This is a genomic window from Pseudomonas cavernicola, from assembly GCF_003596405.1.
GTDB classification, from domain to species: domain Bacteria; phylum Pseudomonadota; class Gammaproteobacteria; order Pseudomonadales; family Pseudomonadaceae; genus Aquipseudomonas; species Aquipseudomonas cavernicola.
Map to the genome: position 1 here is coordinate 779,536 of NZ_QYUR01000008.1, position 25,247 is coordinate 804,782.

At 60.9% G+C, this 25,247-nt stretch carries 16 protein-coding genes and 1 pseudogene; 9 read left to right on the forward strand and 8 right to left on the reverse strand.

Going from position 1 to position 25,247, the window contains the following annotated elements; translation table 11 throughout:
* Positions 1 to 152: 152 nt before the first annotated feature.
* The 8 genes from phaC to peaA all read right to left on the reverse strand — a co-directional run bounded on the left by phaC (position 153) and on the right by peaA (position 11,137).
* Positions 153 to 1,838 (reverse strand): class II poly(R)-hydroxyalkanoic acid synthase, encoded by a 1,686-nt coding sequence (gene phaC / locus D3879_RS25475; RefSeq protein WP_119956947.1) that lies wholly within the window; start codon positions 1,836 to 1,838, stop codon positions 153 to 155.
* A 104-nt stretch (positions 1,839 to 1,942) separates the two neighbouring features.
* Positions 1,943 to 2,878, reverse strand: a complete 936-nt coding sequence (locus tag D3879_RS25480) for an alpha/beta fold hydrolase (protein WP_119957090.1) — start codon at positions 2,876 to 2,878, stop codon at positions 1,943 to 1,945.
* 763 nt (positions 2,879 to 3,641) lie between these two features.
* Positions 3,642 to 4,661 (reverse strand): AraC family transcriptional regulator, encoded by a 1,020-nt coding sequence (locus D3879_RS25485; RefSeq protein ID WP_119956948.1) that lies wholly within the window; start codon positions 4,659 to 4,661, stop codon positions 3,642 to 3,644.
* Positions 4,662 to 4,770: 109 nt separating this feature from the next.
* Positions 4,771 to 6,474 carry an AMP-binding protein gene (locus D3879_RS25490; RefSeq protein ID WP_119956949.1) on the reverse strand — a complete coding sequence of 568 codons (1,704 nt, stop codon included), beginning with the start codon at positions 6,472 to 6,474 and terminating at the stop codon, positions 4,771 to 4,773.
* A 111-nt stretch (positions 6,475 to 6,585) separates the two neighbouring features.
* The gene (peaD, locus tag D3879_RS25495) at positions 6,586 to 7,701 is read right to left on the reverse strand and encodes a quinohemoprotein amine dehydrogenase subunit beta (protein ID WP_119956950.1); all 1,116 of its coding nucleotides are present in this window, start codon (positions 7,699 to 7,701) and stop codon (positions 6,586 to 6,588) included.
* A gap of 29 nt (positions 7,702 to 7,730) precedes the next feature.
* Complete coding sequence (gene qhpC, locus D3879_RS25500) at positions 7,731 to 8,054, reverse strand: quinohemoprotein amine dehydrogenase subunit gamma (protein ID WP_119956951.1); 324 nt, start codon at positions 8,052 to 8,054, stop codon at positions 7,731 to 7,733.
* A gap of 1 nt (position 8,055) precedes the next feature.
* Positions 8,056 to 9,486: a quinohemoprotein amine dehydrogenase maturation protein gene (gene peaB / locus D3879_RS25505; RefSeq protein WP_119956952.1), complete on the reverse strand. Its 1,431-nt coding sequence runs from the start codon at positions 9,484 to 9,486 to the stop codon at positions 8,056 to 8,058.
* A 73-nt stretch (positions 9,487 to 9,559) separates the two neighbouring features.
* Complete coding sequence (gene peaA / locus D3879_RS25510) at positions 9,560 to 11,137, reverse strand: quinohemoprotein amine dehydrogenase subunit alpha (protein WP_119957091.1); 1,578 nt, start codon at positions 11,135 to 11,137, stop codon at positions 9,560 to 9,562.
* Between the two features lie 421 nt (positions 11,138 to 11,558).
* Here peaA and D3879_RS25515 point away from each other — a divergent pair, with 421 nt between their 5' ends.
* The 9 genes and pseudogenes from D3879_RS25515 (at position 11,559) to putA (ending at position 24,616) form a co-directional block, all read left to right on the forward strand.
* Complete coding sequence (locus tag D3879_RS25515; RefSeq protein WP_420800952.1) at positions 11,559 to 13,064, forward strand: aldehyde dehydrogenase family protein; 1,506 nt, start codon at positions 11,559 to 11,561, stop codon at positions 13,062 to 13,064.
* Between the two features lie 464 nt (positions 13,065 to 13,528).
* Positions 13,529 to 14,656 carry a branched-chain amino acid ABC transporter substrate-binding protein gene (locus D3879_RS25520; protein ID WP_119956953.1) on the forward strand — a complete coding sequence of 376 codons (1,128 nt, stop codon included), beginning with the start codon at positions 13,529 to 13,531 and terminating at the stop codon, positions 14,654 to 14,656.
* A 20-nt stretch (positions 14,657 to 14,676) separates the two neighbouring features.
* On the forward strand, positions 14,677 to 15,684 hold the full coding sequence (gene lhpH / locus D3879_RS25525; protein WP_119956954.1) for a trans-3-hydroxy-L-proline dehydratase: 1,008 nt from the start codon (positions 14,677 to 14,679) through the stop codon (positions 15,682 to 15,684).
* A 6-nt stretch (positions 15,685 to 15,690) separates the two neighbouring features.
* On the forward strand, positions 15,691 to 16,596 hold the full coding sequence (gene lhpI, locus D3879_RS25530) for a bifunctional Delta(1)-pyrroline-2-carboxylate/Delta(1)-piperideine-2-carboxylate reductase (protein ID WP_119956955.1): 906 nt from the start codon (positions 15,691 to 15,693) through the stop codon (positions 16,594 to 16,596).
* A 160-nt stretch (positions 16,597 to 16,756) separates the two neighbouring features.
* Positions 16,757 to 17,692, forward strand: a complete 936-nt coding sequence (locus D3879_RS25535; protein ID WP_119956956.1) for a branched-chain amino acid ABC transporter permease — start codon at positions 16,757 to 16,759, stop codon at positions 17,690 to 17,692.
* Between the two features lie 13 nt (positions 17,693 to 17,705).
* Positions 17,706 to 18,839: an ABC transporter permease subunit gene (locus D3879_RS25540; protein WP_119956957.1), complete on the forward strand. Its 1,134-nt coding sequence runs from the start codon at positions 17,706 to 17,708 to the stop codon at positions 18,837 to 18,839.
* A 12-nt stretch (positions 18,840 to 18,851) separates the two neighbouring features.
* Positions 18,852 to 19,628, forward strand: coding sequence for an ABC transporter ATP-binding protein (locus tag D3879_RS25545; RefSeq protein ID WP_119956958.1), 777 nt, complete (start codon positions 18,852 to 18,854; stop codon positions 19,626 to 19,628).
* Positions 19,629 to 19,646: 18 nt separating this feature from the next.
* The gene (locus D3879_RS25550) at positions 19,647 to 20,360 is read left to right on the forward strand and encodes an ABC transporter ATP-binding protein (protein ID WP_119956959.1); all 714 of its coding nucleotides are present in this window, start codon (positions 19,647 to 19,649) and stop codon (positions 20,358 to 20,360) included.
* A gap of 159 nt (positions 20,361 to 20,519) precedes the next feature.
* Positions 20,520 to 24,616: pseudogene (gene putA / locus D3879_RS26765) on the forward strand (bifunctional proline dehydrogenase/L-glutamate gamma-semialdehyde dehydrogenase PutA).
* The last annotated feature ends 631 nt before the right edge of the window (positions 24,617 to 25,247 follow it).

Consider the following 25,247-nt stretch of genomic DNA (forward strand, 5'->3'; position numbering starts at 1 on the left):
TGGACACGCCGGGAAAACACGCATCTGCGCAAACTGCATGATCCGCAAAGGCTCACGCAGCCCGCGCAAACGCCGATTGCACGCGGAACGGGTTCATCGAACCCAGCGGGTGGTTGGCCAGGCTGTTCAGCGCCGGCCAGACTGTTCAAGGTTTAGCGCACATGCACGTAGGTGCCGGGCGCGGCCTCCATCGGCGGGTGGTTCTGGCTGCCCAGCGCCGGCAGGGTTTCCCGTTGCTCGCCGGAGCGCGCCTGAATCCAGCCCAGCCAATCTGGCCACCAGCTGCCATCGTGCTTCTGCGCGTCGAAGTACCAGGCACGCGGGTCGGACGACAGTGTGTTGTGCTCCAGGTAGTTGGCCTTGGGGTTACCTGGCGGGTTGAGGATGCTCTGGATATGCCCGCTATTGGATAGCACGAAGCGCCGTTCGCCACCGAGCAGCAGGGTCGAGCGATAGACCGCATCCCAGGGCGTGATGTGGTCGTTGATGCCGGCGATGCTGAAGCTGTCGACCGTGACCTTCTGCAGGTCGATCGGCGTGCCGCAGACCTCCAAGCCGCCAGGATGGGTGAGCGGGTTGTGCTTGAAGAAGTCCAGCAGATCGCCATGCAGGGCGGCTGGCAGACGGGTGTTGTCGTTGTTCCAGTAGAGAATGTCGAAGGCCGGGGGTTGCTTGCCGAGCAGGTAGTTGTTGACCCAATAGTTCCAGATCAGGTCATTCGGGCGCATCCAGGCGAAGACCTTGGCCATGTCGCGGCCATCCAGCACGCCTTGCTGATAGGAGCGGCGCTTGGCGGCTTCCAGGGTTTGCTCATCGACAAACAACATGGCTGAGCTGTCGATCTGACTGTCCAGCAGGCTGACCAGGTAGGTGGCGCTGGCGACTTTGCGCAGCTGCCGTTTGGCTTGCAAGTGGCCTTGCAGGGCGGCGATGCTCAGGCCGCCGGCGCAGGCGCCCATCAGGTGGGCCTCCTTGCTGCCGCTGATGGCGCGGGTCACATCGAGGGCTTCTTCGATGGCCTGTACATAACTCGAGAGGCCCCACTCGCGATGGCGGGCGTTCGGGTTGCGCCAACTGATGATGAACACCTGCAAGCCGTTCTTCAGCGCGTACTGGACGAAGCTCTTCTCCGCGCTGAGGTCGAAGATGTAGTACTTGTTGATTTGCGGCGGCACGATCAGCAGCGGGCAGGCGTACTGCTTTTCGCTCATCGGCTGGTACTGGATCAGCTCCAGCAGCTCGTTGCGGAACACCACGGCGCCGGGGGTGGTGGCGATATTTCGGCCGACTTCGAAGGCCTGTTTGCTGACCTGGCTGGGCATGCCGCCGTTGTGCACCAGGTCGTCGAGCAGATGACGAATCCCCTTGAACAGGCTGGCGCCGCCGGTGTTGAACAGCTCTTTGACCGCCAGCGGATTGAGCGGGCTGTTGGACGGCGACAGCGCATCGCCGAGCTGGGCCAAGATGAAGCGCGCGCGCGCTTGGTCGTCGGTCGCCAGGTTGCTCTCGTCGACCCAGGCGTTCAGTTGCTTCTGCCAGGCCAGATAGGCCTGCAGGCTGCGGCGGTAGAAGGGGTTGAGTCGCCAGGATGGATCCTGGAAGCGCGCATCCTGGGCGTGGGGTTGGTGCGACGTATCGCCGAGCAGCACGCGGCCCAGTTGGCCGCCGAGGGCCAGAGCATGGCGGGCGCTGTGGATCGGTTGCTTGATGCCCTGCAGCGCCAGGGTACGCAACGTGGGGAACAGATTGCGGCCACGCAGGCCGAGCATTGCGCTTTGTTCTGCATTCTCAAAGGACGCGGGTACGGGCAAGGCGCCCGCCGCTGGTTTCTCTCGCATGGATCACACTCCATCTTATTATCGTCATAGAGCCAAACAGAAAGGGCTTGTACCAAGGCACGCCAAACTACCGCGCGAGGAATCAACCCAGAGTCACGCCCCCTCTAGCGGGTCAAGTGGCTATGTGCCGCACTGTGGCTATAGAGACGGCCACTGGCTGCGTAGCGGTGTAGGCTGCCCAGCGGCGGCGTGCTCTTCGGCTTGGCCAGGCTGGAAACCGGCTGCAGAAAGCCGAGCAAGGCCTGCTGGGTGTCGTGCCAGGCCGCCTTGTGTTCCATATCGAGGAAGTGCCCGGTGTTCTTGATGGTGCGGAACTGGCACTGACGGACATGGCCGGCAAACAGGCGGGCGTCTTCCGCCGAGGTGTACTCGTCCCATTCGCCGTTGACGAACAGCAGCGGAACCTCGATGGCGTCGGCGCAGGCGACGTAGCACTGGGTGTCCTGGGTCAGCACCTCGCGGATATGAAAGTGCAGCTGCATGTATTCGTGCTCAGCCAGGCTGCTGACATGGCGGTAGTTGAAGCGCTTGAACAGCGACGGCAGGTGCTTGCCGATGGTGGTGTTGACCAAGCGGCCGACGTTGAAGCGGTCGCAGGCCTGGAGAAAGCTCAGGCCGCTCTCCAGGTAGTCGCGCATCGGCGTATTGATCCGCGCTGCGAATGAATTGATCACCGCCTTCTCGATCCGTCGCGGGCGCTGAGCCAGTGCCAGCAGGGTGGCCGCGCCGCCCCAGGAGAAGGACAGCACATGGTCGGCACAGAAGTGTTCGATCAACTCCAGCAGTATCTCTGCCTCGTCCTCCTTGCGGATCGGCTGGCCGTGACGGTTGTGCGGTCGCGATTGGCCGGCGTAGGGCTGGTCGTAGAGAATCACATTGAACCGCGGCTGCAAGTAACGCACCGTTTGAGCGAAGGATGCGGTGGTTGCCAGCGAGCCGTTGACCAGAATGATGGTCTTGTCGGCGGCGTCGTTGAGATAGCGCTCGGTATAAACCTTGTACTTCTTGTGAATCTCGACGATGGCAGTTTCTGGCTTCATGTCGTTATCCTTCTGGCACAAGTTGGGCTCAGCGGACAGCGTGAGCGGCTGTTCGCAGGCCATATGGTAGACAGCAGAACTCCCACACCTGACAGTTGGGCGCCAGGCGAATAAATTAACAACTTATTTACTTTCAATTAGTTACGGAGGTTAAGCGGATGATTTCCGTGCATCAAAGCATAGGATTCCTCCGATTCCAGCAGGGCAGCACAGACAAACAACAACAGCGCGAGGGGTCTTAGATGGTCAGCGTGACCAGTCGGTCACTAATCGACCTGGACTTCCGAGTTAAGCATGCGACTCCCCCGCATGCAAGCGCGCAGACGAACTATTCCGACGAGCCGTGAGCTATGCCGCGCGAGGCTGGACTGTCGGCGATCAAGGCCTCGGTCACGGCGAAAGAGCTGAGATTGCCCGGGCCGTTTTGCGCCCAATAGGTTGCGAAACGGTCTTTTCATTACTGCCCAGTTCGCTTTGATTTATTAACCCATGGTCCTGGTCAGCGATGGCATGCTTGTGCGCCTGCTCACGCTCGCGAAGCACAGGGAAATTACACCAGCATCATGACAATACCGAGTAAGCGCGGTGCTGCAGGCAAGGTGACTTTCCAGTGGATGGAATGACGACTGAACGGTATGGCGTTGCCCCCTGTGCGAGGCAACAGGGGGCAACGTTAAACAGCTGACGCGCAGGCTCCCAAGCCGTTGGCCTGGGGCAAGTGCTCGGAGGGGTTAACAGCAAGAGCTAGCGGCGAGTGGGTTGTTCAGGACGAGTCCGAGTGCATGACCACGCGGTACTGCCCTGGAGTGGAACCGGTCCATTTCTTGAAAGCCTTGTAGAAGGCGCTGGTATCGGCAAAGCCCAACTCGAAAGCCAGATCGCTGAAGTTGCCATCGCCATTGGCCAGCCGGGCGATGGCCAGATCACGCCGAACCTGATCCTTCAGCGACTGATAGGACTGCCCCTCCTGCGCCAGCTTGCGCCGCAGGGTCGAGGCGGCCATGAAGAAGTGCCCGGCCAGCGCCTCGAAATCCGGCCAACGTTCGGGCTTGATGCTGCGCAGATAGGCTTTGATGCGGGCCGCCAGACTCTGCGGGTCGCGGTATTTGACCAGGATGTTCGCCGGGGCGCCGGCGAGAAAACCCTGAAGTTCCTGCTGGCTGCGGCGTACCGGCAGATCCAGCCACTCGGCCTTGAACAACAGGCGACTCTGCCGGCGGGAGAAGCGCAGGTTGTCGGTGAACATCACTCGGTAGTCTTCGAGGTAGTCAGGCGCCGTGCAGCGTAGGTCGAGCGCCAGAATCGGGATGCGGCGCCCCACCAGCCAGCAGGCCAGCCCGTGCACGATCATCCACAAGGTGAAGTAGGCGAAGGCCCGGCAGTGCGGCTCGACCGGCTCGCGCAGGCTGATTTCCGCCAGCCCGCCCTTGCGCGACAGCACCGGTTGCAGATCATCGAACACAAGCGAGAGAAAGCGCAATGCCGCTTTCAGGGCGCCTTCGAGCGTCGGCTCGTGCAAGGCGGTCCGGCACATGAAGGCGAAGCTGCCGACTTTCATCCGCCGTGCATTCATGCCGAAGAACTCATCGTCCATGGCTTTGGCGATCAACAGCCAGAGCCGCGAATACGCCACGGACGAAACCCGCGCATAGGGTTTACTCAACAGCTCGGGAGCAATCCCCGCCTGCGTCAGCAGGGACAGCTCATCGCCACCCTGCTGACGCAGTTCAAGCAAGGCTTCATTGACTTGTTTGACGGAGATAGTGCCTTTCTCAACGGTCATGGCGACGGGCTGCTTAGCGGTTGCGGGCCAGCGAGCAGCCTATAGGGCTGCTGTAAAGCGATAGTCTGCACCGGGTACCCCGCCGCCACCAGTCGTCCTTTCCCTTCTCTTACCGATGATTGCTAGAAAGCCGTTGTGCAGCCGCCTCGCTCAATTCCTCGATGCTGATTTCGCGCATCCGGAACTTCTGGATCTTGCCGGTCACGGTCATCGGAAAGGCCTCGACGAACTTGAAGTAGTGCGGCGTCTTGAAATGCGCGATGCGCTCCTTGCACCAGCTGCGCAGCTCCTCTTCGCTGGCACTGTGGCCAGGGTGGAACTTGATCCAGGCGACGACTTCCTCGCCATATTTCTGATCGGGAATGCCGATCACTTGCACATCGGCTACCGCTGGATGGGTGAAGAAGAACTCTTCCAGCTCACGCGGGTAAATGTTTTCGCCGCCGCGGATGATCATGTCCTTGCTGCGCCCAACGATGCACACATAACCCTGCTCGTTCATCACCGCGAGGTCGCCGGTGTGCATCCAGCCGTCTTGATCAATGGCCTCGGCGGTGGCCTGCGGGTTGCCCCAATAGCCGATCATCACGCTGTAGCCACGGGTGCAAAGTTCACCAATCTGGCCATGCGCAACCAGGTTGCCCGCCTCGTCGACGACCTTGCTTTGCAGTTGTGGCTGGGTGCGGCCGACTGTGGTCACGCGCACTTCCAGCTCGTCATCCGCGCTGGTTTGCAGGGATACCGGGCTGGTTTCGGTCATGCCGTAAGCGATCTGCACTTCCTTCATATGCATGTCGTTGATCACTCGCCGCATCACCTCGACCGGGCAGGTAGCGCCGGCCATGATCCCGGTGCGCAGGCTGGACAGGTCGAATGCGCTGCGTTGCGGGTGGTCCAGTTCGGCAATGAACATGGTCGGCACGCCATACAAGGCGGTGGCCTTCTCCTCCGCCACCGCCGCCAGGGTGGCCAACGGATCGAAAGCATCGCCGGGATAGATCATGGTGGAACCGTGGGTGAGGCAGCCGAGGTTACCCATTACCATGCCGAAACAGTGATACAGCGGCACTGGAATAACCAAGCGGTCATGCTCGGTCAGCCCCAGACTCTCGCCGACCATGTAGCCGTTGTTAAGGATGTTGTAGTGGCTGAGCGTGGCACCCTTGGGAAAACCTGTGGTGCCTGAGGTGTACTGGATATTGATCGGCTGATCGAATTGCAGCGAGTCCTGCCGCTCGCGCAGCGCCTGCGCCGTCACCGCGGCGGCGATGGCGGACAGCTCGGCCCAGGGCAGGAAACCGGCCGGCGGCTCGGCCGCCAGGCTGACCACGCCGCGTAGTTCGGGCAGCTTCTCGCTGCGCAGCTCGCCCGGCAGGTACTGCGCCAGCTCCGGCAGCAGTCCGTTGAGCATGCCGAGGTAGTCGGAGGTCTTGAACGCGCTGGCACAAATCAGCCATTTGCAACCGGACTGTTTGAGGGCGTACTCCAATTCACTGCTGCGGTAGGCCGGATTGATGTTGACCAGGATGGCGCCGATCTTGGCGCTGGCGAACTGCGTGATGCACCACTCGGCGCAGTTGGGCGCCCAGATGCCCAGACGGTCGCCGGCTTGCAGGCCGAGGGCAAGCAAGGCGCGGGCATGGCGATCGACCACCTCGGCCAGTTGCGCCCAGCTGTAGCGCAGCGCTTGGTGACGGACTACCAGCGCTTCGCGTTCGGCAAAGCGCGCAACTGTAAGGTCGAACGCCGCGCCTATGGTCATAGCCAGCAGGGACTTGTCCTGTCGGCCTTGGCTGTAGCTCTGTGCAGACATACTGATTCCACTTTTATAGTTGTTCGGGAATAAAGACTGGATTGCAGACCGTGCAATCCAGCCGGAAAACTGACCTCTGGCTCCTCGTCCCGGCGCAGGAGTTAGAGCCTGTCAGCGAATGAATACTTGGGTGGTCGAGATGGCCATGTCGCCCCCCGGCAACTTGATATTGCCGACCTTCTTCAGCGAATCTGGATCGAACACCGCGATGTCATTGTAGGTGCCGGCCAGGTACAGCTTGCTGCCCTCGGTATTGAAGGCCACGCAGTAATAGCTGTGCTCCAGTTCGGCCGCCTGCAACAGCTTCTGCTGCTTGATGTCGTACTTGGCCAGGCGGTTGAGCACGCCGAACATCAGATTCGGGTCCTTGGGCGAGCGCAGGCCGGAGAAGTACAGCTCGGTCAGCGAAGCGAAGTCCGCCTGTTCAATCTTGTTGGTCTTCAGGTTGATGTTGAAGTAGCCGTATTTGTACTCGGCGGTGGCCAGGTCCTGTTTTTCATCCTGGAACTTGGCCGCGGTGTAAAGAATGCTGAAGTCGCGGTTCTTGGTCTGGTGCGGCCAGAAATACAGCACGTCGGGAGCACTGTAGTTCGGCAGTTTCCAGTTGCGCACAGGCAATGCCACGTCGTATTTGCCGGTTCTCACATCGAACTTGTAAATGTCCGCGCCGGCGACGAACAGCGTGCCGTCATCGGCCATCTGCATCAGGTAGGTCTGCCGCGGCGCCGGATAACTGCGCAGCGGCTTGGCATCCAGGCCGGCCGCGGTGGAGTACACCTGCAAACGCGGCGAGCCGACGACGTAATGATCCAGGCCCTTCTGGGTCGGGTTCACTATGCTGTACAGCTCGTTGCCATCCGGACTGATGGCCATCGAGAACATCGCCCGAGCGCTTTCATCGCCACGCTGCGCCAGCTTGGCGTGGAATACCAGCTTGCAGCTATCCAGCTCGACACCATAGATGTCCGCGTAGTGATTGTTCAGCACATAGGCCCGGCTCTTGTCCGGGCTGATTTGCAGCATCCCCGGGCCGAAATCGTCGGGCATGTTGCAGGTCTTGAACAGCGTATCGGTGCTGGTGTCGATGATGTGCAGGTTGTTCGGGTAGTTGGTGACCGCCATGTACTCGTGGTCTTTGTCCAATACCTTGTCGCTGGCCGCCACGGCAGCCATTGAGCAGGCGCTGGCAAGCACGGCCAGCAGCGCAACGGAACGCTTGAATGACATGCTGAATTCCTCTTCTTGTTCTGGGCCGGCTACTTGTCTTTCGGGAATACGGTGTCAAGGTTGCGCCAGCTCTCGTTGGAGCTGATTGCATCCTTGTTCCAGTCCGGGTAGGTGCTCATCATGTCCGGCACCTGGGCTGGCCACCAGCAAGGGTCGGAGCAGCCATACAAGTCGGCTTCCATCGGCTGGCAGAGCGAGCTGACGCCACCGAAGGCATCGATTTCCCAACCCGGGTCGGTAGTCGAGGAACACCCGACCACGGTGCTCATCGCCAGCACCTCCTCGATACGGTCTTCCTGGGCGGCCTGTTCCAATTTTTGTGCTTTGTTATTGATCGGCTTCAGGTGCTTCATCTCATTTCGCCTTCCGCGGAGTGATGTAACTGCTGATGAAGGCCGGGTTGCCGGCCATGATGCGGCTGTAGACTTCGATGCCGAAGTCCACCCAGTCGCGCATCAGATCGCAGTAGTGATAGGTCGGGTGGGTTGGGTCGCCGTAGCGCGCGTAGCTCTCGTGGTAGCAACCGCCGGAACACAGATTGCGGATGCGGCAGCTTTCGCAGCCGGTGCCGGTGCGGTCCAGGCGCTTCGAGAGGAAGTCGCCCAGCTCCACCTGCTTTACCCCCTCATGAACGTTGCCGAAGGTCGGCAGATCCGAACCGGTAAAACGGTGGCAGAGGTTCAGCTCACCTTTGTGGTCAACCGCCAGCATCTTCAGCCCGGCACCGCACGGCAGCGCCTTCTTGTGGCCTTCATGGATGTCGGTGATCAGCTGGTGCAGGTTGGAGAAACCGATATTGCGGTGCTCCAGTGCAGCTTCCAGGTAACGCCGGCCGAGCACCTTCATATTGGCGAAGACTTCGACCAGCTCTTCGGAGCTGAGGTTGAAGTCGCTCAGGTCACCCGAGGTCACAGGTGCGAAGCCGACTTCGGCGAAACCCAACTCATTGAACAGGTGATCCCAGATGTGCTCGACGTCGGTGATGCCGCGCGTCAGGGTCACCCGTGCGCCAACCGGGCGGCTGTTGTAGCGCGCCAGGAGCATCTCGGCCTTTTTTCTGACCACCTCATAGGTGCCCTGCCCGCCCACGGTGATGCGGTTGCGGTCGTGCACCGTCTTCGGCCCGTCGATGCTGATGGACAGACCGAAACGGTGACGATTCAGGTAGTCGGCCACTTCCTCGGTAAGCAAGGTGGCGTTGGTGGTCATGACGAACTCGACGAACTTGCCGAGTTCGGCAAAACGCTTCTCGCAATAATCGACCATCTCCTCGATCAGCTTGCGATTGCTCAGCGGCTCTCCACCGAAGAACACCACGGTGTAACGCTGCTCGTCCGGCGACTCCTTGATCAACATCTCCACCGAGGCGATGGCGGTATCCAGCTGCATCTTCTTGCCGGCAGAAGGCTTGTCCAGGTCTTCCTTGTAGCAATAGGTGCAGCTCAGGTTGCAGCCGGTGTTGACGTTCAACACGACGGTATTCAAGGCAATACGTTCGACACGTTTGGCGGTGATATCCGGCGTCAGCGGCGAGCCATCACTGACCACTTCCAGCGCCATCAGGTCACGCAATGTTTCGTTCACCTCAGCATCGACGAAACGCCCGGCCAGCCGTTGTACCAGCTCATCCGAAGAGCAAGCGTGCTGACGCAACGCATCGATGATGCCGGCCGTCAGCTCATCCGTCTGAAACAGCGAACTGCTGGGAATGTGGAACAACATGCGCTCTGCATCGACTTTCACTTCGTGCAGATTGCGTTCAACCAAATTCAAAATAGCGCCCATTACAACCTCCGAGAATCTTCTCAATCCAGCCGTTCAGACCTGAGCGAGCGGCGCCCGTCCAGGTGCTGCGCGATCAAGGGATTGGTGGGTTGTTCCAGCGTTGAATGGTGACGATCATGTGGCCTTCGCCCTTGAGGGACTGCCCGCCCTCCTGCACCGCAGCGATGACCTTGAGATTGCCGGCGTTGTTGGTGGACATCTTGCGTTCTGGGTTCGGCCCGGCACCGGCCGGCGTGAATACGCCATCTGCGGCGCTCATGACCCCGGCGAACTTGACGTCCTGATCTTCGGCCGCGCGCTCGTCGAAGGCCTCCACCGTCCACTTAGCCGGCACGAAGCCAATCCGGTAAGCCTTGCCATCGGCACCCTGGCCCCAGGCCTCGGCCTCGAAACGGCCTTGCACCTTGGGCGTCGAGCCGCCGTTGTCACCGACCCGCGCCACGGCGAAGTCTGGCACCACCTTGACCTCGCTGATCTGCTGGTACACCGCCAGGCTCGCACCCTTGAGCGCACCCAGGCTGACCACCCGCACGCCGACCGGCGCATTGCTGGCGGCCCTGACCTTGACCCGCACGCGCTCGGGAGTCTGCTCCAGCACCGAGAGCACCTCGACACCTTCACCGAACCCCGGCTGGCCGCTCAGGCCGCTGCCGACCAGCGTCAGCTCGGCTTCGCTGCCGGCCTTGAGGTACTCCGGCTGTACCGAGAGCAAGCGCGCCGTGCCTTGCTTGGCGGCGACGAAATCCAGGCCGCGCTCATCGTGCTCGGTCTCGAACATCCGTCCGCGGATTTCCTCGCCATTGGCGGCGAACACCTGGCGCATGGCGACCCCGTCGACTTTGAGGTTGGCGCGCCATTCGTAGCCGTTGAACAGAACTGCCGAGCCGCTGCCGTCGAACGGTTTGCCGTCGGCGTACTGACCATTGAGGCTGACCTTGAACTCATCCTTGCCGCTGAGCGTGACGCTCATCAGGCCGCGAACATCGCCCTTGCTCGGCAGGTGACCACTGAAGCTCCACTCGCCGGCCAACTGCGCCGCGTCCGGGCGCTGTTGCTGCCAGTCGGTCCAGGCCTGGCTGTCCAGCGGGTATCTTTTGGCCAGCTCAGGAACCATCTCTTTCAGCGCAATATCCAGCCAGTCGCGGTCACGCGCCTGCGCTTGGTATTCCAGCGACGGCCACTGGCCGAGGTGGAAGTTGACCAGGTGCTCCCATTCCTTGGCCGGGCGGCGCTGCAGGGCCACCCGCGCACCGGAGTGGCAGCGTGCGCACATCTGGGTGAATTTCTCGTCGAACTGCTCGACGCTGTTCAGCCGGCGCTCCAAGGCGTAACGCACGCCATCGGTTTCGCTTGGCGCCAGGCCCTGTTTGTCGGCGAGGTATTTGACCAGGGAGCGGCGATCCTCGTCGCCGATCTGCAGACCATGCATGATCTGCATCCGCGCAATGCTCATCAGCCAGCCCTCGGGCGTTTTACGCTGATGACTGATGCGGCTCAGGTCCTTGTCGCCTTCCGGGATGTGGCATCCCTGACAGGTCTCTTTGAGGATGGTTGCGCCATCCCTTGCAGCCATAGCCTGGGGCGATTGCAACGCGGCGCCAACAGCCAGCGCTAGCGTTCCGACGCTCAGGTAATGCCGAAGTAGTGTCATCTTCAAAATCAGACCTCCACGGTTTTTTTCTTATGGTTGGCGCCACTGCCCAGCTACTAGGTAGGCGTGCGACTGTCACGGCAAATACACATTGCGTGCCAGCCTTTATAAAGTTCTTATGAATCAGATAGATGATCGACTTTTATAACAATATCCAGACTTACGACTCGAGCGTCCGGCGTTTAATTTCGCGACAGCTGTATAACTCTGCGACAGACCATCGCAGAGCACCTGACGGCTGGCATCCCGGCCTGCTCCAGGGCTGTCTCAAGCCGTCTCAAACTGTTACAGGCGAGGTTGCCTCTCGGATCCAAAATGAAGATTAAAGCCCTTCAATTTCATGCACTTATTGAAATGGTCCCGGCTTGGCATGACGGTTGCGAAAGAGCTGTCACCCAAGAGCAAAACTGAGGCTGATTCCATGAGTTCTTCCCTGCCACCTAACCTGCCCCTCAACCCGAAGACGCTCGAGTTCATTCAGCGTAGGCATAAAATGCTGATCGGCGAGCAATGGCTCAATGCTGCCAGTGGCGCGACCATGAGCGTGCGTAACCCGGCCACCGGTGAAGTGCTGAGCGAGGTGCCCCGCGCAGCCAAGGCTGACGTCGACAGTGCTGTGCAGGCCGCCCGTCAGGCCTTCGACGATTCGCCCTGGAGCCGCATGCGCCCACGCGAACGGCAGAATCTGCTGTGGCGCCTGGCCGATCTGATGGAGCGCGATGCCGAGGTACTGGCCGAGATCGAATGCCTGAACAACGGCAAAAGCGCGCAAGTGGCACGGCTGATGGACGTGCAACTGTCTATCGACTTTTTGCGCTACATGGCCGGCTGGGCCACCAAGATCGAAGGCTCTTGCGTCGATGTGTCGATGCCGCTGATGCCGGATGATCAGTTCCATGGCTTTATCCGCCGCGAAGCCATCGGTGTGGTCGGCGCCATAGTCGCCTGGAACTTCCCGCTGCTGCTGGCCTGCTGGAAGCTCGGCCCGGCGCTGGCGACCGGTTGCACCGTGGTGCTCAAGCCTGCGGACGAAACCCCGCTGTCGGCCTTGAAGCTCGGCGAACTGGTACTCGAAGCCGGCTATCCGGCGGGCGTCTTCAACGTAGTCACCGGCACCGGTATCGAGGCGGGGGCCGCGCTCAGCCACAACCCGGATGTCGACAAGCTGACCTTCACCGGCTCCACCGAAGTCGGCAAGCAGATCGGCAAGGCGGCCATGGACAACATGACCCGCGTCACTCTGGAGTTGGGCGGCAAGTCGCCGACCCTGGTGCTGGAAGATGCCGACCTGCAACAAGCGGCCGCCGGTGCGGCCAGCGCCATCTTCTTCAACCAAGGCCAGGTTTGCTGCGCCGGCTCGCGCCTGTATGTACAGCGCAAGCACTTCGACAACGTGATCGCCGACGTCGCCAACATCGCCAACGGCATGAAGCTCGGTAATGGCCTCGATCCGAGCGTGGCCATGGGCCCGCTGATTTCCGCCCGCCAGCAGAAGCGCGTGTTCGGCTACATCGAGCGCAGCCGTGAGCTGGGCGCCACCATCGCCTGTGGTGGCGAGCAATTCGGCCCCGGCTATTTCGTCAAACCGACGGTGCTTGTCGATGTCGATCAACGCGGCCCGCTGGTACAGGAAGAAATCTTCGGCCCAGTGTTGGTGGCGATGCCCTTCGACGATATTGATGAGGCGATCCGCCTGGCCAACGACAACCGCTATGGCCTGGGCGCCAGCATCTGGTCGAACAACCTCGCGGCGGTACACAAGATGATCCCGCGGATCAAATCCGGCTCGGTCTGGGTCAACTGCCACAGCGCCCTGGACCCGGCCCTGCCCTTTGGCGGTTACAAGATGTCCGGCGTCGGCCGCGAGATGGGCGCGGCGGCCATCGAGCACTACACCGAGCTGAAGTCGGTGCTGGTCCGCTTGTAAGCCAACAGTTTCCCAGGGTGGACATAACGCCTCGGCGATTTGTCCACCCTAGTGGCCTGTACGGTTAGTTCGTTAACTTAAACTCGGATGCCGGAAGTCGCGTGGCAAGGCGCAATGACGAGTCGTAGCACGGCTACTTTGATCCATTGCAACGCTGGATCGCGGCTTCCGGCGCCGAAGTTGATTAATGGAACCAGCCACACAGGCCGCTAGTGCGGCACTGCCGATGATGGCTGTTTGCATGATCTGATCCCGAAAATAAAAAACCAAGCATCAACTGCGAGCTATACCCCGACGCCCACTCGATGTGCTGCTCAACATAGAAAATATAGGCATGGGGCATTCCCTCATCCGACTGGTGCTACGCTGACCAGTGCAATGTAAATTGGTCGATTGACCGGCAAGACAGGAATAGAAACGGCAAGCCGCCAGTCTGGCCGCCCCCTCTCCTAGGAGATCACTCGATGAAAAATAAAAACCAGTCTGTCGCCTGCCTTCTTGCACTCGCTATCGCCGCCTCTGCCGTCTCTGTTGCCCAGGCAGATCAGGTCGTAAAGATTGGCCTGAGTAGCCCTCTGACTGGCCCGCAAGCCGTCAGTGGCAAGGACAACGAAAATGGCGTGCGCATGGCTCTCGACGAGCTGAACCAGAAAGGCGTGGTCGTTGGCGGTGAAAAGCTGCAGTTCGAACTGATTTCAGAAGATGACCAGGGGGACCCGCGTGTTGGGGTGCAGATTGCCCAAAAACTGGTCGATGAGGGGGTTGTGGCGGTCCTTGGCCCCTATAACTCGGGGGTCGCCCTACCCGCTTCGGCCGTCTACAAGCGTGCGGGGGTGCCGATACTGAGCGTGGCTTCCAACCCGGCGCTCACCACTCAAGGCTTCGCCAACGTCTTCCGGATTGGCGCCAGCGATGCGCAGCTTGGCGGCACCATGGCGAATTACGCCGCCAAGAAGCTGAACGCCAAGACTGCCGCGGTGATCGATGACCGTACGGCCTACGGCCAGGGTCTGGCCGAGGAGTTCAGCAAAGAAGCGGAGCGCCAGGGGATAAAAATCATCGCTCAGGAATACACCAGCTCGAGCGCGACAGACTTCCTCGCCATCCTCGGCTCGATCAAGATCAAGAAGCCTGACGTGATCTTCCTCGGTGGCTATGCCGCCCAAGGCGCTCCGCTGGTCAAGCAGATGCGCCAGCGCCAGCTGCCGGCCAAATTGCTCGGCGGTGACAGCATCTGCACCCCGGATATGGGCCGACTGGCAGGCCCGGATGCCTCGGTAGTCTATTGCGCACAAGGTGGCATCGCCCTCGACAGCATGGAAAAAGGCCGGGCCTTCACCAAGACGTACAAGGAGCGCTTCAACAGCGACACCCAGGTGTACGGCGTGAGTTTCTACGACGGCATGATGCTGCTCGCCGAAGCCATGGTAAAGGCCGACAGCACCGACTCGCAGGATCTGCTGAAGCAACTGCCGAAGACCCAGTACCAAGGCATCGCCGGCGAATACCGCTTCGATGAAAAAGGCGACCTGACCGGCGCTCCCAGCACGGTCTATACCTTCGAAAACGGTCAGCTCAAGGTAGTCCAGTAACGCGCTGGACAGAGGTCGTCATGCAGCTAGGTAGAATGATTGACACGGTGGAAGTGCACACCGGTGGCGAACCCTTCCGGATCGTCACCAGTGGTCTGCCGCGGTTTCCCGGCAAGACCATCGTCGAACGCCGCCAGTGGATCAAGGACAACATCGATGAACTGCGTAAAGCGGTGATCTTCGAGCCACGTGGGCACGCTGACATGTATGCCGGCTATCTCACCGATCCGGTAAGCCGAGGGGCGGACTTCGGCATCATCTTCGTGCATAACGAAGGCTACAGCGACCACTGCGGGCATGGCGTGATCGCCCTGGCCACCACGGCCGTCGAACTCGGCTGGGTGCAACGCACAGAGCCTGAAACGCGGGTAGGCATCGATGCGCCCTGCGGCTTTATCGAAGCTTACGTGGAGTGGGATGGTTCGACCTGTGGCAGCGTGCGCTTCGTCAACGTGCCGTCGTTCATCTATCTGCGTGACGTGGCCGTCGATACGCCGAGCTTCGGCCGGGTGGAAGGCGACATCGCCTTTGGTGGCGCCTTCTACTTCTATACCTCCGGCGCCGCCAAGGGCCTTGAGATCAGCGAGGCCTCGGTCGCCACGCTGATCAAGTTCGGCGACGAGGTCAAACAGGCCGCCAACGCCGCCTTCCCCGTCGTCCACCCCGATGTGCCGGAACTGAACCACATCTACGGCACCATCATCGATGGCGCTCCCCGTCATGCGGGTTCGACTCAGGCCAACTGCTGCATCTTCGCCGACCGTCAGGTCGATCGTTCGCCGACCGGCTCAGGGACTGCCGGCCGTGTCGCCCAACTGTACCAGCGCGGTCGGCTCGCGCTGGGCGATTTGCTCGTCAACGAGTCGGTCATCGGCTCTGTATTCAGTGGCCGCGTGCTCGGCGAAACCACGGTCGGCGCTTACCCCGCGGTGATCCCCGAGGTCAGGGGGAATGCGCAGATCTACGGCTTCGCCAGCTGGATCATCAACGAAAAAGATCCTCTGACCTACGGCTTTCTGGTTCGGTAAATTTTGATGAAAACCTTTAATCAAGAAGAAACCGCCAAGCTGTTGCCGATGCGCGAATTGGTCGACACGCTAAGCACAACCATTCGTGAATATGCCGCCGGCAAAATCATCAGCCCCGAGCGCCTGGTCGTCCCCCTCAAAGAAGGTGGTGTGATGCTGTCCATGCCGGCCAGCGCAGACGACATTGCGATTCACAAACTGGTCAACGTCAATCCGCGTAACGCCAAAGAAGGTCTGCCGACCATCCAGGGCCAGGTACTGGGTTGCGATGCGCTGCGCGGCACGCTGCTGTTCTCCGTGGACGGCCCCACCGTTACCGGCTGTCGCACCGCCGCCGTGACGATGCTGGCCATTGCTCGCCTGCTGGAGCGGCCGCCGAAGTCGATCCTGCTGATCGGCACGGGCAAACAAGCTTCAAATCATGTCGAAGCCATTGCCGAAATGTTTCCGCAAGCCCAGGTTCGGGTCAGAGGCCACGAAGCGGCAAAAACCGCCGCATTCGTTGCGCGCTACCAGCGCGGGGCTCTGGACGTGAAGGTCGATGATGGTTCGGCCCACCAAGATGCCGACGTCGTGATCACCCTGACCACCAGTAAAACGCCGGTCTATAGTGAACTAGCCAAGCCCGGTTGCCTGGTGATCGGCGTGGGCGCCTTCACGCCGGATGCCGCCGAGATAGCCCCCATCACCATCGCCGGCAGCACCCTGTATGTCGATGACCCGCTGGGTGCCCGTCACGAGGCAGGCGACCTGATCCAGGCGGATATCGACTGGTCCAGGGTCAAGCCTCTAGCCTCTGCTCTCGACAGCAAACCCGACTTCTCCAAGCCGATTCTGTTCAAGAGCGTTGGCTGTGGAGCCTGGGATTTGGCAGCTTGTCGTGTGATCAAGGCTAAGCTTAATCAGGCATAGACGTACTGAATCCCCTGGGCGGTCCGAGTCGCTCGGGGAAAGGGCAAAAGCAAAAATGAAGTGGCCTCGTCAGTTCCTGGTCGACTGTTCTTCGAACAGGTAGCGCCCCTTCTCCAAGAAGCCATTGGCATGCCGCCGTACGGGCGGTCATGGAGTCGGTATGGACCTATTCATCCAGCAGGTCGTCAACGGCTTGGTACTGGGCAGCATCTATGCACTGATCGCGCTCGGCTACACGATGGTCTATGGCATTCTCAGAATCATCAACTTCGCCCATGGCGATGTCTTGATGATCGGCGCTCTTACCGCCTTTTCGGTCTTGAGCCTGTTGCAGGCGTATTTTCCTGGCCTGTCTCCCTGGCTGATGCTGGGCTTCGCGTCGCTCATCGCCATGCTGACCTGCGCAGTCTTGAGTTATTTACTCGAACGCATTGCCTACCGCCCCCTACGCAAGGCACCGCGACTGGCTCCGCTGATCACCGCTATTGGTGCTTCGGTCTTGCTGCAGACCATCGCCATGATGATCTGGTCGCGCAACCCCTTGAGCTTCCCCGAGCTATTGCCCACCGATCCGATCAGTATCGGCTCCACCGAAGCCACCATAACCCTCAAGGAAATGATCATCATCGGCATGTCGCTGGCGGTAATGGCCGGCCTATTGCTACTGGTGAACAAGACCAAGCTGGGCCGGGCCATGCGGGCCACGGCGGAGAACCCCAGCATCGCCAGCTTGATGGGGGTGAACCCGAATAAAGTCATCTCCATCACCTTCATGCTGGGTGGCGCACTGGCGGCGTTGGCCGGTGTGATGACCGCGACGAACTACGGCAATGCACACTTCTACATGGGCTTCCTGCCCGGCCTGAAAGCCTTCACCGCCGCCGTGCTCGGCGGCATCGGCAACTTGGGCGGGGCCATGTTGGGCGGCCTGCTATTGGGCCTGATCGAGTCCCTCGGGGCGGGGTATATCGGCGACCTGACCGGTGGGGTACTCGGCTCCCACTACCAGGATGTATTCGCCTTTATCGTCCTTATCACCGTTCTCGTGTTCCGCCCCTCGGGTTTGTTGGGCGAGCGCGTATCCGATCGCGCCTAAGGGGAAACTCATCATGACGAATCAACCGCACACGCAGGGTTCCCGCAGCGATCTTATAAAGCCGATTCTGCTGGTTGCCCTGGTTCTCGTTGCCCCCCTGGTCATTGGCGCAGTCGGGGGCAACTATTGGGTACGGGTGCTCGATTTCGCCCTGCTCTACATCATGCTCGCCCTGGGGCTGAATATCGTGGTGGGCATGGCCGGGCTGCTCGATCTGGGCTATATCGCCTTCTATGCCATAGGGGCCTATGCCGCAGCATTGCTGGGCTCCACCCACCTCACGAACAATTTCGTTGAGCTGCAGCAGATGTTTCCTGCCGGATTGCATGTGAGCCTGTGGCTGATCCTGCCAGGCGCTGCTTTGTTGGCCGCGTTCTTCGGCATCTTGCTGGGGACCCCGACTCTCAGGCTGCGCGGTGACTACCTGGCCATCGTCACCTTGGGCTTCGGCGAAATCATCCGTATCTTCATCAACAACCTGGATCGCCCGCTGAACTTTACCAATGGGCCGAAGGGTATCTCCGGGATCGATCCCGCCACGTTCTTCGGGTTCGATTTCTCCATGCGCCATACGTTTTTCGGCGTTCGCTTCGATTCGGTAGTGCTGTATTACTACCTGTTCGTCGTCGTGGTGGTGCTCGTCGCCTTCGTCTGCCACCGGCTGCAGCACTCGCGGATTGGTCGTGGCTGGATCGCCATTCGTGAAGACGAAATCGCGGCTAAGGCCATGGGCATCAACACCCGCAATCTGAAGCTGACGGCATTCGCCATGGGCGCCTCCTTCGGTGGGCTTGCCGGCGCCCTGTTCGGCTCCTTCCAAGGCTTTGTCTCGCCCGAGTCGTTCAGCCTGATGGAGTCCATCACCGTTCTGGTCATGGTGGTACTCGGCGGGATGGGACACATCCCTGGTGTCATTCTGGGCGGCGTGTTGCTGGCTGTGCTGCCGGAAGTCCTGCGCGCCACAGTCGCGCCTCTGCAAGTCGCGATCTTCGGCAAAGTGCTGATCGATGCGGAAGTGGTGCGCCAGTTGCTCTATGGCCTGGCCATAATTCTCATCGTGCTGTATCGGCCTGTTGGCCTCTGGCCTTCGCCCCGTAAGGAAGATCGCCCCATCGTGAGACGGGGCAACGACCTGAGCCAAGTCTAAGGAGCCGCTGCAATGACCCAGCAAGCCAGCCTGCTTTCAGTCAAAGGCATGAGTAAGAGCTTCGGCGGCCTGAAAGCCCTTAGCGACGTCGGTATCGAGGTCGCCCGTGGCGACATCTATGGCCTGATCGGCCCCAACGGCGCCGGCAAAACCACCTTCTTCAATGTCGTGACGGGGCTGTACACCCCGGACACTGGCGAATGCCGTCTGGATGACCAGATCTACAAACCGACAGCCGTGCATGAGGTCGCTAAAATCGGCATTGCCCGTACCTTCCAGAACATCCGCCTGTTTGGCGACATGACGGCCCATGAGAACGTCATGGTCGGGCGCCATGTGCGCACCAAGGCCGGCATTCTCGGCGCGATCCTGCGCACCAAAGCCACCCGCCGCGAGGAGGACGAGATCGACAACATCGCTCACGACCTGCTCGAATACGTCGGCATCGGCAAGTACGCCAACTACACAGCACGCAATCTCTCCTATGGCCATCAGCGCCGCCTGGAGATCGCCCGCGCCTTGGCCACCGAGCCCAAGCTGCTGGCGCTCGACGAGCCGGCTGCCGGGATGAACGCCACCGAGAAGGTCGAGCTGCGCGATCTGCTGGAGAAAATCCGTGGCGACGGCAAGACCATTCTGCTGATCGAGCACGACGTCAAATTGATGATGGGGCTCTGCGATCAGATGACCGTTCTCGACTATGGCAAGGTCATCGCTCAGGGCCTGCCGCAAGACGTCAAATCTCATCCGGCGGTTATCGAAGCCTACCTTGGCACTTCCGCCGTTTAGCCCCAGGGGGCTGCGCACATGACACAGACAATACTGAAAATCAGCGGACTCAAAGTCGCCTATGGCGGTATCCAGGCGGTTAAAGGCGTGGATATGGAAATCCGAACGGGCGAACTGGTGACCCTGATCGGCTCCAACGGCGCCGGCAAATCGACCACCATGAAAGCCATCACCGGCCTGCAAGCTTGGGGCGCAGGCGATATCGAATATCAAGGCACGTCGATCAAGGGCCTGCAAACCCACGACCTGCTCGAACGCAAATTGGTCATGGTGCCCGAGGGGCGCGGCGTGTTCGCGCGGATGAGCATCACCGAAAACCTGCAGATGGGCGCCTACAGCCGCAACGATGCGGATATCGCCAGCGACATCGAGCGCATGTTCAGCCTCTTTCCGCGCCTCAAGGAGCGGGCGAAACAGCTCGCCGGCACCCTGTCCGGCGGTGAGCAGCAGATGCTGGCGATGGCGCGGGCACTGATGAGTCAGCCCAAACTGCTGCTGCTGGACGAGCCCTCCATGGGCCTCTCGCCGATCATGGTGGAGAAGATCTTCGAGGTGATCCGTGACATCTCGGCCTCCGGCATGACCGTTCTGCTGGTAGAGCAGAACGCCCGGCTGGCGCTGCAGGCGGCGGATCGTGCCTATGTGATGGACTCGGGCCTGATCAGCATGAGCGGAGAGGCCCAGCAGATGCTGCAAGACCCGAAGGTTACCGCCGCCTATCTGGGCGAATAACCACGGCTCTGCGTAAGGACGAGATCGGCACCGCCATCGGTCTGGGTTATCGCCGATCTCAGCCACCCTGAAAACCAGGGATCGGCTATTCAGAGCCCGCCGGGTCTGGTGTTCATTTCCTACTATTTGGTAGCTCAACTCATTCAGGCAGGACAGGTCATGGCCAGCACCACCTTTGGGGTCAAACTCGACGAAGCAACCCGCGAACGCCTGAAAGAGGCCGCGCAAAAGATAGAGCGCACGCCGCACTGGTTGATCAAACAGGCGATCTACAGCTATCTGACCACCCTTGAGAGCGGCATGAGCATGCCCGAGCTGCAAAGCATTGCCGACCGTTTGGACGAGGGTGATCTGGAATTGAGCGAAGCCCTGGCTGAGCCAGTGCATCAGCCCTTTCTGGAGTTTGCCGAAAGCATCCTGCCGCAGTCCGTTTTGCGTGCAGCAATCACCGCCGCCTACCGCCGACCCGAGCAGGAAGTCGTGCCGATGCTCCTGGAACAAGCGCGCCTGCCTGAAGAGACGGCCAAGGCCGCGCACAAGCTGGCCTACGGCATCGCTGAAAAGCTGCGCAACCAGAAGAGCGCCAGCGGCCGCGCGGGAATAGTTCAGGGGCTCTTGCAGGAGTTCTCCCTCTCCTCTCAGGAAGGTGTGGCACTCATGTGCCTGGCTGAAGCCTTGCTGCGCATACCGGACAAGGGCACTCGCGACGCCCTGATCCGCGACAAGATCAGCACGGGCAACTGGCATCCGCATCTGGGGCGTAGCTCGTCGATATTCGTCAACGCAGCCACCTGGGGCCTGCTGCTGACCGGCAAGCTAGTCGCAACCCATAACGAGGCCAGCCTGTCCACCGCCTCAGCCGGGTCATCGGTAAAAGCGGTGAGCCGCTGATCCGCAAAGGCGTGGACATGGCCATGCGCTTGATGGGGGAGCAGTTCGTCACCGGTGAAACCATCGCCGAAGCGCTGGCCAACGCCCGCAACTGCGAGTCCAAAGGCTCCGCTATTCGTATGACATGCTGGCGAGGCGGCTCTGACCAAGCAGGATGCCGAGCGCTATCTGGCTCCTATGAGCAGGCCATCCACGCCATCGGCAAGGCCTCCCAGGGCCGTGGCATCTATGAAGGACCGGCATTTCCATCAAGCTTTCCGCACTGCACCCGCGCTACAACCGCGCCCAGTACGAGCGCGTGATGGACAGCTTTACCCGCAGCTGCTGCAACTGACCCTGCTGCCAAGCAGTACGACATCGGCCTGAACGTCGATGCTGAAGAGGCCGACCGCCTCGAGCTTTCCCTGGACCTGCTCGAGCGCCTTTGCTTCGAGCCGCGGCTGGCCGGCTGGAATGGCATCGGCTTCGTGATTCAGCCTACCAGAAGCGCTGCCCCTATGTGATCGACTACCTGATCGACCTGGCCCGGCGCAGCCGCCACCGTCTGATGATCCGTCTGGTCATCAAGGGCGGCTACTGGGAACAGGCGAGATCAAGCGTGCTAGGTTGAGGCCTGGAAGGCTAACCGGTCTAGCACCCGCAAGACATGCATAACACCGATGTGTCCTTCATCGCCTGCGCTCGAAAGCTGCTGGCCGGCCAGGAGACATCTACACCGCAGTTCGCACTCACAACGCCCCACCCTGGCCGCATCTACCAGATTGCGGGCAGAACTACTACCTGGGCCAATACGAAGTTCCAGTGCCTGCCACGGCATGGGTGGAGCGCTCTACGAGCAGAAGGTGGTGGGCAAGCTCGCCGCGGAGAAGCTGAACCGGTCCGTGCGTCATCTACGCACCGAGTGCGCAACCCATGAACCTTGCTGGCTTATCTGGTGGCGCACGGCTGCTGGAGAACGGCGCGAACACCTCCTTCCGTCACGCCCGCATTGGGACATCCATCTCCCCTCGACAATGGTCGCCGATCCGGTGGATAAGCATCGAGTACCAAGACCGCTGCCAGGAAGGACCCTTTGCCTGTCGCACCCGCCGCCTTCCGCTACCGCGCGTGAGCTGTATGGCAAGGGCCGGATCAATTCCCAGCGCATCGATCTGTCAATGAGCAGCGTCTCGGCTCGTTGTCCAGTGCCTTGCTTGGCGAGAGCCATGGGGCCTGCAAGGCGCGCCAATGCTGGGGTTGCCACGGTGCAAGAAGCGGCCAGTTCCCAGCCGCTGCGAACCCGGCGATCAGATCGCGACATGTCGGCCCAGGTACAGGCAGCCAGCGAGGCCGACAGTGAAATGCCCTGAATGTGGCGCAGACTAGCGTCGCGCAGAGCATCTGGCCAGGACGCACGCCCTCCCGAGCGCGCCACCGCCCTGGAGCGCGCCGCAGATCTGATGGAAAGACGAATGCCCGAGACCTGATGGCCTGTTGGGGTTTCGCGAGCTGGCAAGACTCTTTCGCAACGCCCATTCGAAGTGCGCGAAGCGTGACTTACCCTGGTTTCTACGATCCGCCCCAGGCTGCAGTAACGATTTAAAGCCACCGATTACCCCACCGTTCCGCTGGGACAGTTTCTGCATCAGCCGTGGAACTTCCCGCTTGGCGCATCTTTAAACCGGGCAGGTGGCTGCCGCTTGGCTTGGCTAGGGTAACGCCTGCCCCTGGCCAAACCGGCGCGAGCAGCACCACCCTGGTGGCCGCGCCAGGCCGTGCGCGCCCAATCCACTGCACCCTCGAGGCTGGTATTCGCAGGGCGTTGTACAACTGCCTGCCGGGACCGCGGGCGAGGACCGTCCGGGTGGCCGTCTGGTAGGCGACAATCGCGTCAAGGGCGTCATGCTTTCAGAGCGGCTCGCCGAAGTGCGCCGCGCCTCCTCCATTTGCGCAACTCGATGGTCGTTGACGCGTCAGGGCCGCCCGAATCCACTGATTGCCGAGACCGGCGCCAGAACGCGATGAAATCGCGCACTCCTCCGCTCGTCGTGGAAGCAGTGTCTCAGCGAATGTGGTCGCCTCTGCCTTCGATAGTGCCGGCCAACGCCTGCTCGGATTGCGCGTGCTCTGGTGTGCAGGGAAAGACGTGGCCGGAACGGACGTATCTGATAATGCTCAAGGTGCCAATGGGACGAATGCCGCCTGGGCACGCCGGAACTCACTGGCAGTGGCATAAGGCCCCGGGTGAATCGCTCGACGCCGAAGCCAGAGGCGGGCTCGAGAAAACACATCCAAGGCCATGCGCGCCAAAGGGTCCGGAAGGTCTACCAGACGGCTACGCAACGAGGAGAACGTTCAGCCCAGCGCGGCAACGTATGTCCCACCGACTCGATCGAACTAGAGAAAAGCTTCGCCGAGCTGGAGCGCGAGATCTTCGGCCAGTGCTGCACGTCGTCCGCTACAAGCGCAAGAATCTCAATCACTTGCCTGAGAGCACATCAACAGGCTTTCCGGCTGATGGCCTGACACTAGGCGTACACACGCGCATGCGACGAACATACGCCAAGGTCATTGACCGTGCCCAGGCGGTCAACTCTCTATGTCAATCGCAACATGGTAGGGGTGCGGTAGTCGGCGTGCAGCCGTTCGGCGGTGAAGGGCTGTTTCGGCACCGGTCCGAAAGCCGGCGGGCGCCCCTGTACATGTATCGCTTGCTGTACGCGCTCGACAGCGGATGCCATCGCCAGCCATCTTGGCGCAAGACGCCGCCACTAACCGGTCGACGCCTCGCCTGCGTGAGGCTCCTGGCCAAGCGTTCATGTCGCTTCAGAAGTGGGGCTAACAGCCACGGTGAGGAGGCTCTTGCGGCATTACTCGCAAGAAGTTCGCCGAAACGTCCGCAGAGCGGGGCTAAGCAGCGGCGCTGACGGGGCCCACGGTGAGCGCAATACCTACAGCGTGGTGCAAGAGCACAGGTGCTCTGGCCTGGCTGACAACAGACGCAGGCCGACCGCCTGATCAAGCTGGCCGCCGTGCCTTGCAGCGGGGCGCATTGGCGTCATGGCCGAGCAAACGCCGCCGCCTGGCTTGGCCGCTTGCCCATGAGGACGTGCAGCGCGCATCCAGACTGGTTAGCGCGACTGGAAGCAAAGACGAACGGCCGACTATGACGCAGTCATTTGGCACACCACGGCGCTTCAGAACCAAAATTGCGGTGCGGTCTGCCAACGGTAGCGCAAGCAGAGCAAGGGCGCAATAGTGGAGTGCTAGGCTTTGTCTGTGAACTCGGTCCCGCTGGAGCGCCTCGTAATCGAACGGGCACTCAGGGTTAAACACAACCTAGAGCGGCAGCAGGTGGCAATGCCAGCTTGATGACTATTGGCTGACGCAACATCCTGGGGCCTGAAGTTGCCACATTGGGTCGGAAATTGAGGGGTGGGTATCCGCGTAACCAAGGAGCAGCCGGTTTCAGAATGCATGAAGGGGGGCGGGGGTCTATGCAAAGGGGTGGTTCGAATGAGCCTGTCATTGCGCACCTGCCCTCTCCCTCGCTGGATCGTCTTCCCCGGGAAGGCGGGATCCCAAATAGAAAACCTGTGGGCTTTAGCCACCGATCAAAGGCAATCCCGGATGGGCTAAAGCCACAGTACGAGCATCGACTCTAACGCTGGCGATAGCCTTGGGAAGCACCGCAGCCAGCCCGTACACCAGCCCGCTAGTTTGCTCTCGCTGCCAGCGGTGCCAGCAACCTCAGTTAGGGTGCAGAGTGCAGCGCGCGCAACGATCGGCGCCAGCATCGATCCCTTGCAGGTGCAGATCCCAGTGGTTGATCTGCGGTTATCAACCACGGTAGCCTCTCGATCAACATCGCCCCTTGAATCAAGAGCGGCGACCCGCCGCCACCCGCAGACTTCGCGGAATACGGCCGGCGCATGACAGCAGGCAGGTTCGTCTGGCCAGTTGCGAACGGCTTGCCAGAACGGCCGCGCGACCCACTGCTGTTCCATGGCGTAAAAG

What these genes read in the sequence shown, in the direction of transcription:
- D3879_RS25515 (WP_420800952.1), top strand. Translation starts at nt 11,559, where the DNA reads ATGAGTTCTTCCCTGCCACCTAACCTGCCCCTCAACCCGAAGACGCTC.
- D3879_RS25550 (WP_119956959.1), top strand. Translation starts at nt 19,647, where the DNA reads ATGACACAGACAATACTGAAAATCAGCGGACTCAAAGTCGCCTATGGC.
- D3879_RS25535 (WP_119956956.1), top strand. Translation starts at nt 16,757, where the DNA reads ATGGACCTATTCATCCAGCAGGTCGTCAACGGCTTGGTACTGGGCAGC.
- D3879_RS25485 (WP_119956948.1), bottom strand. Translation starts at nt 4,661, where the DNA reads ATGACCGTTGAGAAAGGCACTATCTCCGTCAAACAAGTCAATGAAGCC.
- phaC (WP_119956947.1), bottom strand. Translation starts at nt 1,838, where the DNA reads ATGCGAGAGAAACCAGCGGCGGGCGCCTTGCCCGTACCCGCGTCCTTT.
- D3879_RS25480 (WP_119957090.1), bottom strand. Translation starts at nt 2,878, where the DNA reads ATGAAGCCAGAAACTGCCATCGTCGAGATTCACAAGAAGTACAAGGTT.
- peaB (WP_119956952.1), bottom strand. Translation starts at nt 9,486, where the DNA reads ATGGGCGCTATTTTGAATTTGGTTGAACGCAATCTGCACGAAGTGAAA.
- lhpH (WP_119956954.1), top strand. Translation starts at nt 14,677, where the DNA reads ATGCAGCTAGGTAGAATGATTGACACGGTGGAAGTGCACACCGGTGGC.
- D3879_RS25540 (WP_119956957.1), top strand. Translation starts at nt 17,706, where the DNA reads ATGACGAATCAACCGCACACGCAGGGTTCCCGCAGCGATCTTATAAAG.
- D3879_RS25490 (WP_119956949.1), bottom strand. Translation starts at nt 6,474, where the DNA reads ATGTCTGCACAGAGCTACAGCCAAGGCCGACAGGACAAGTCCCTGCTG.
- lhpI (WP_119956955.1), top strand. Translation starts at nt 15,691, where the DNA reads ATGAAAACCTTTAATCAAGAAGAAACCGCCAAGCTGTTGCCGATGCGC.
- D3879_RS25545 (WP_119956958.1), top strand. Translation starts at nt 18,852, where the DNA reads ATGACCCAGCAAGCCAGCCTGCTTTCAGTCAAAGGCATGAGTAAGAGC.
- qhpC (WP_119956951.1), bottom strand. Translation starts at nt 8,054, where the DNA reads ATGAAGCACCTGAAGCCGATCAATAACAAAGCACAAAAATTGGAACAG.
- peaD (WP_119956950.1), bottom strand. Translation starts at nt 7,701, where the DNA reads ATGTCATTCAAGCGTTCCGTTGCGCTGCTGGCCGTGCTTGCCAGCGCC.
- peaA (WP_119957091.1), bottom strand. Translation starts at nt 11,137, where the DNA reads ATGACACTACTTCGGCATTACCTGAGCGTCGGAACGCTAGCGCTGGCT.
- D3879_RS25520 (WP_119956953.1), top strand. Translation starts at nt 13,529, where the DNA reads ATGAAAAATAAAAACCAGTCTGTCGCCTGCCTTCTTGCACTCGCTATC.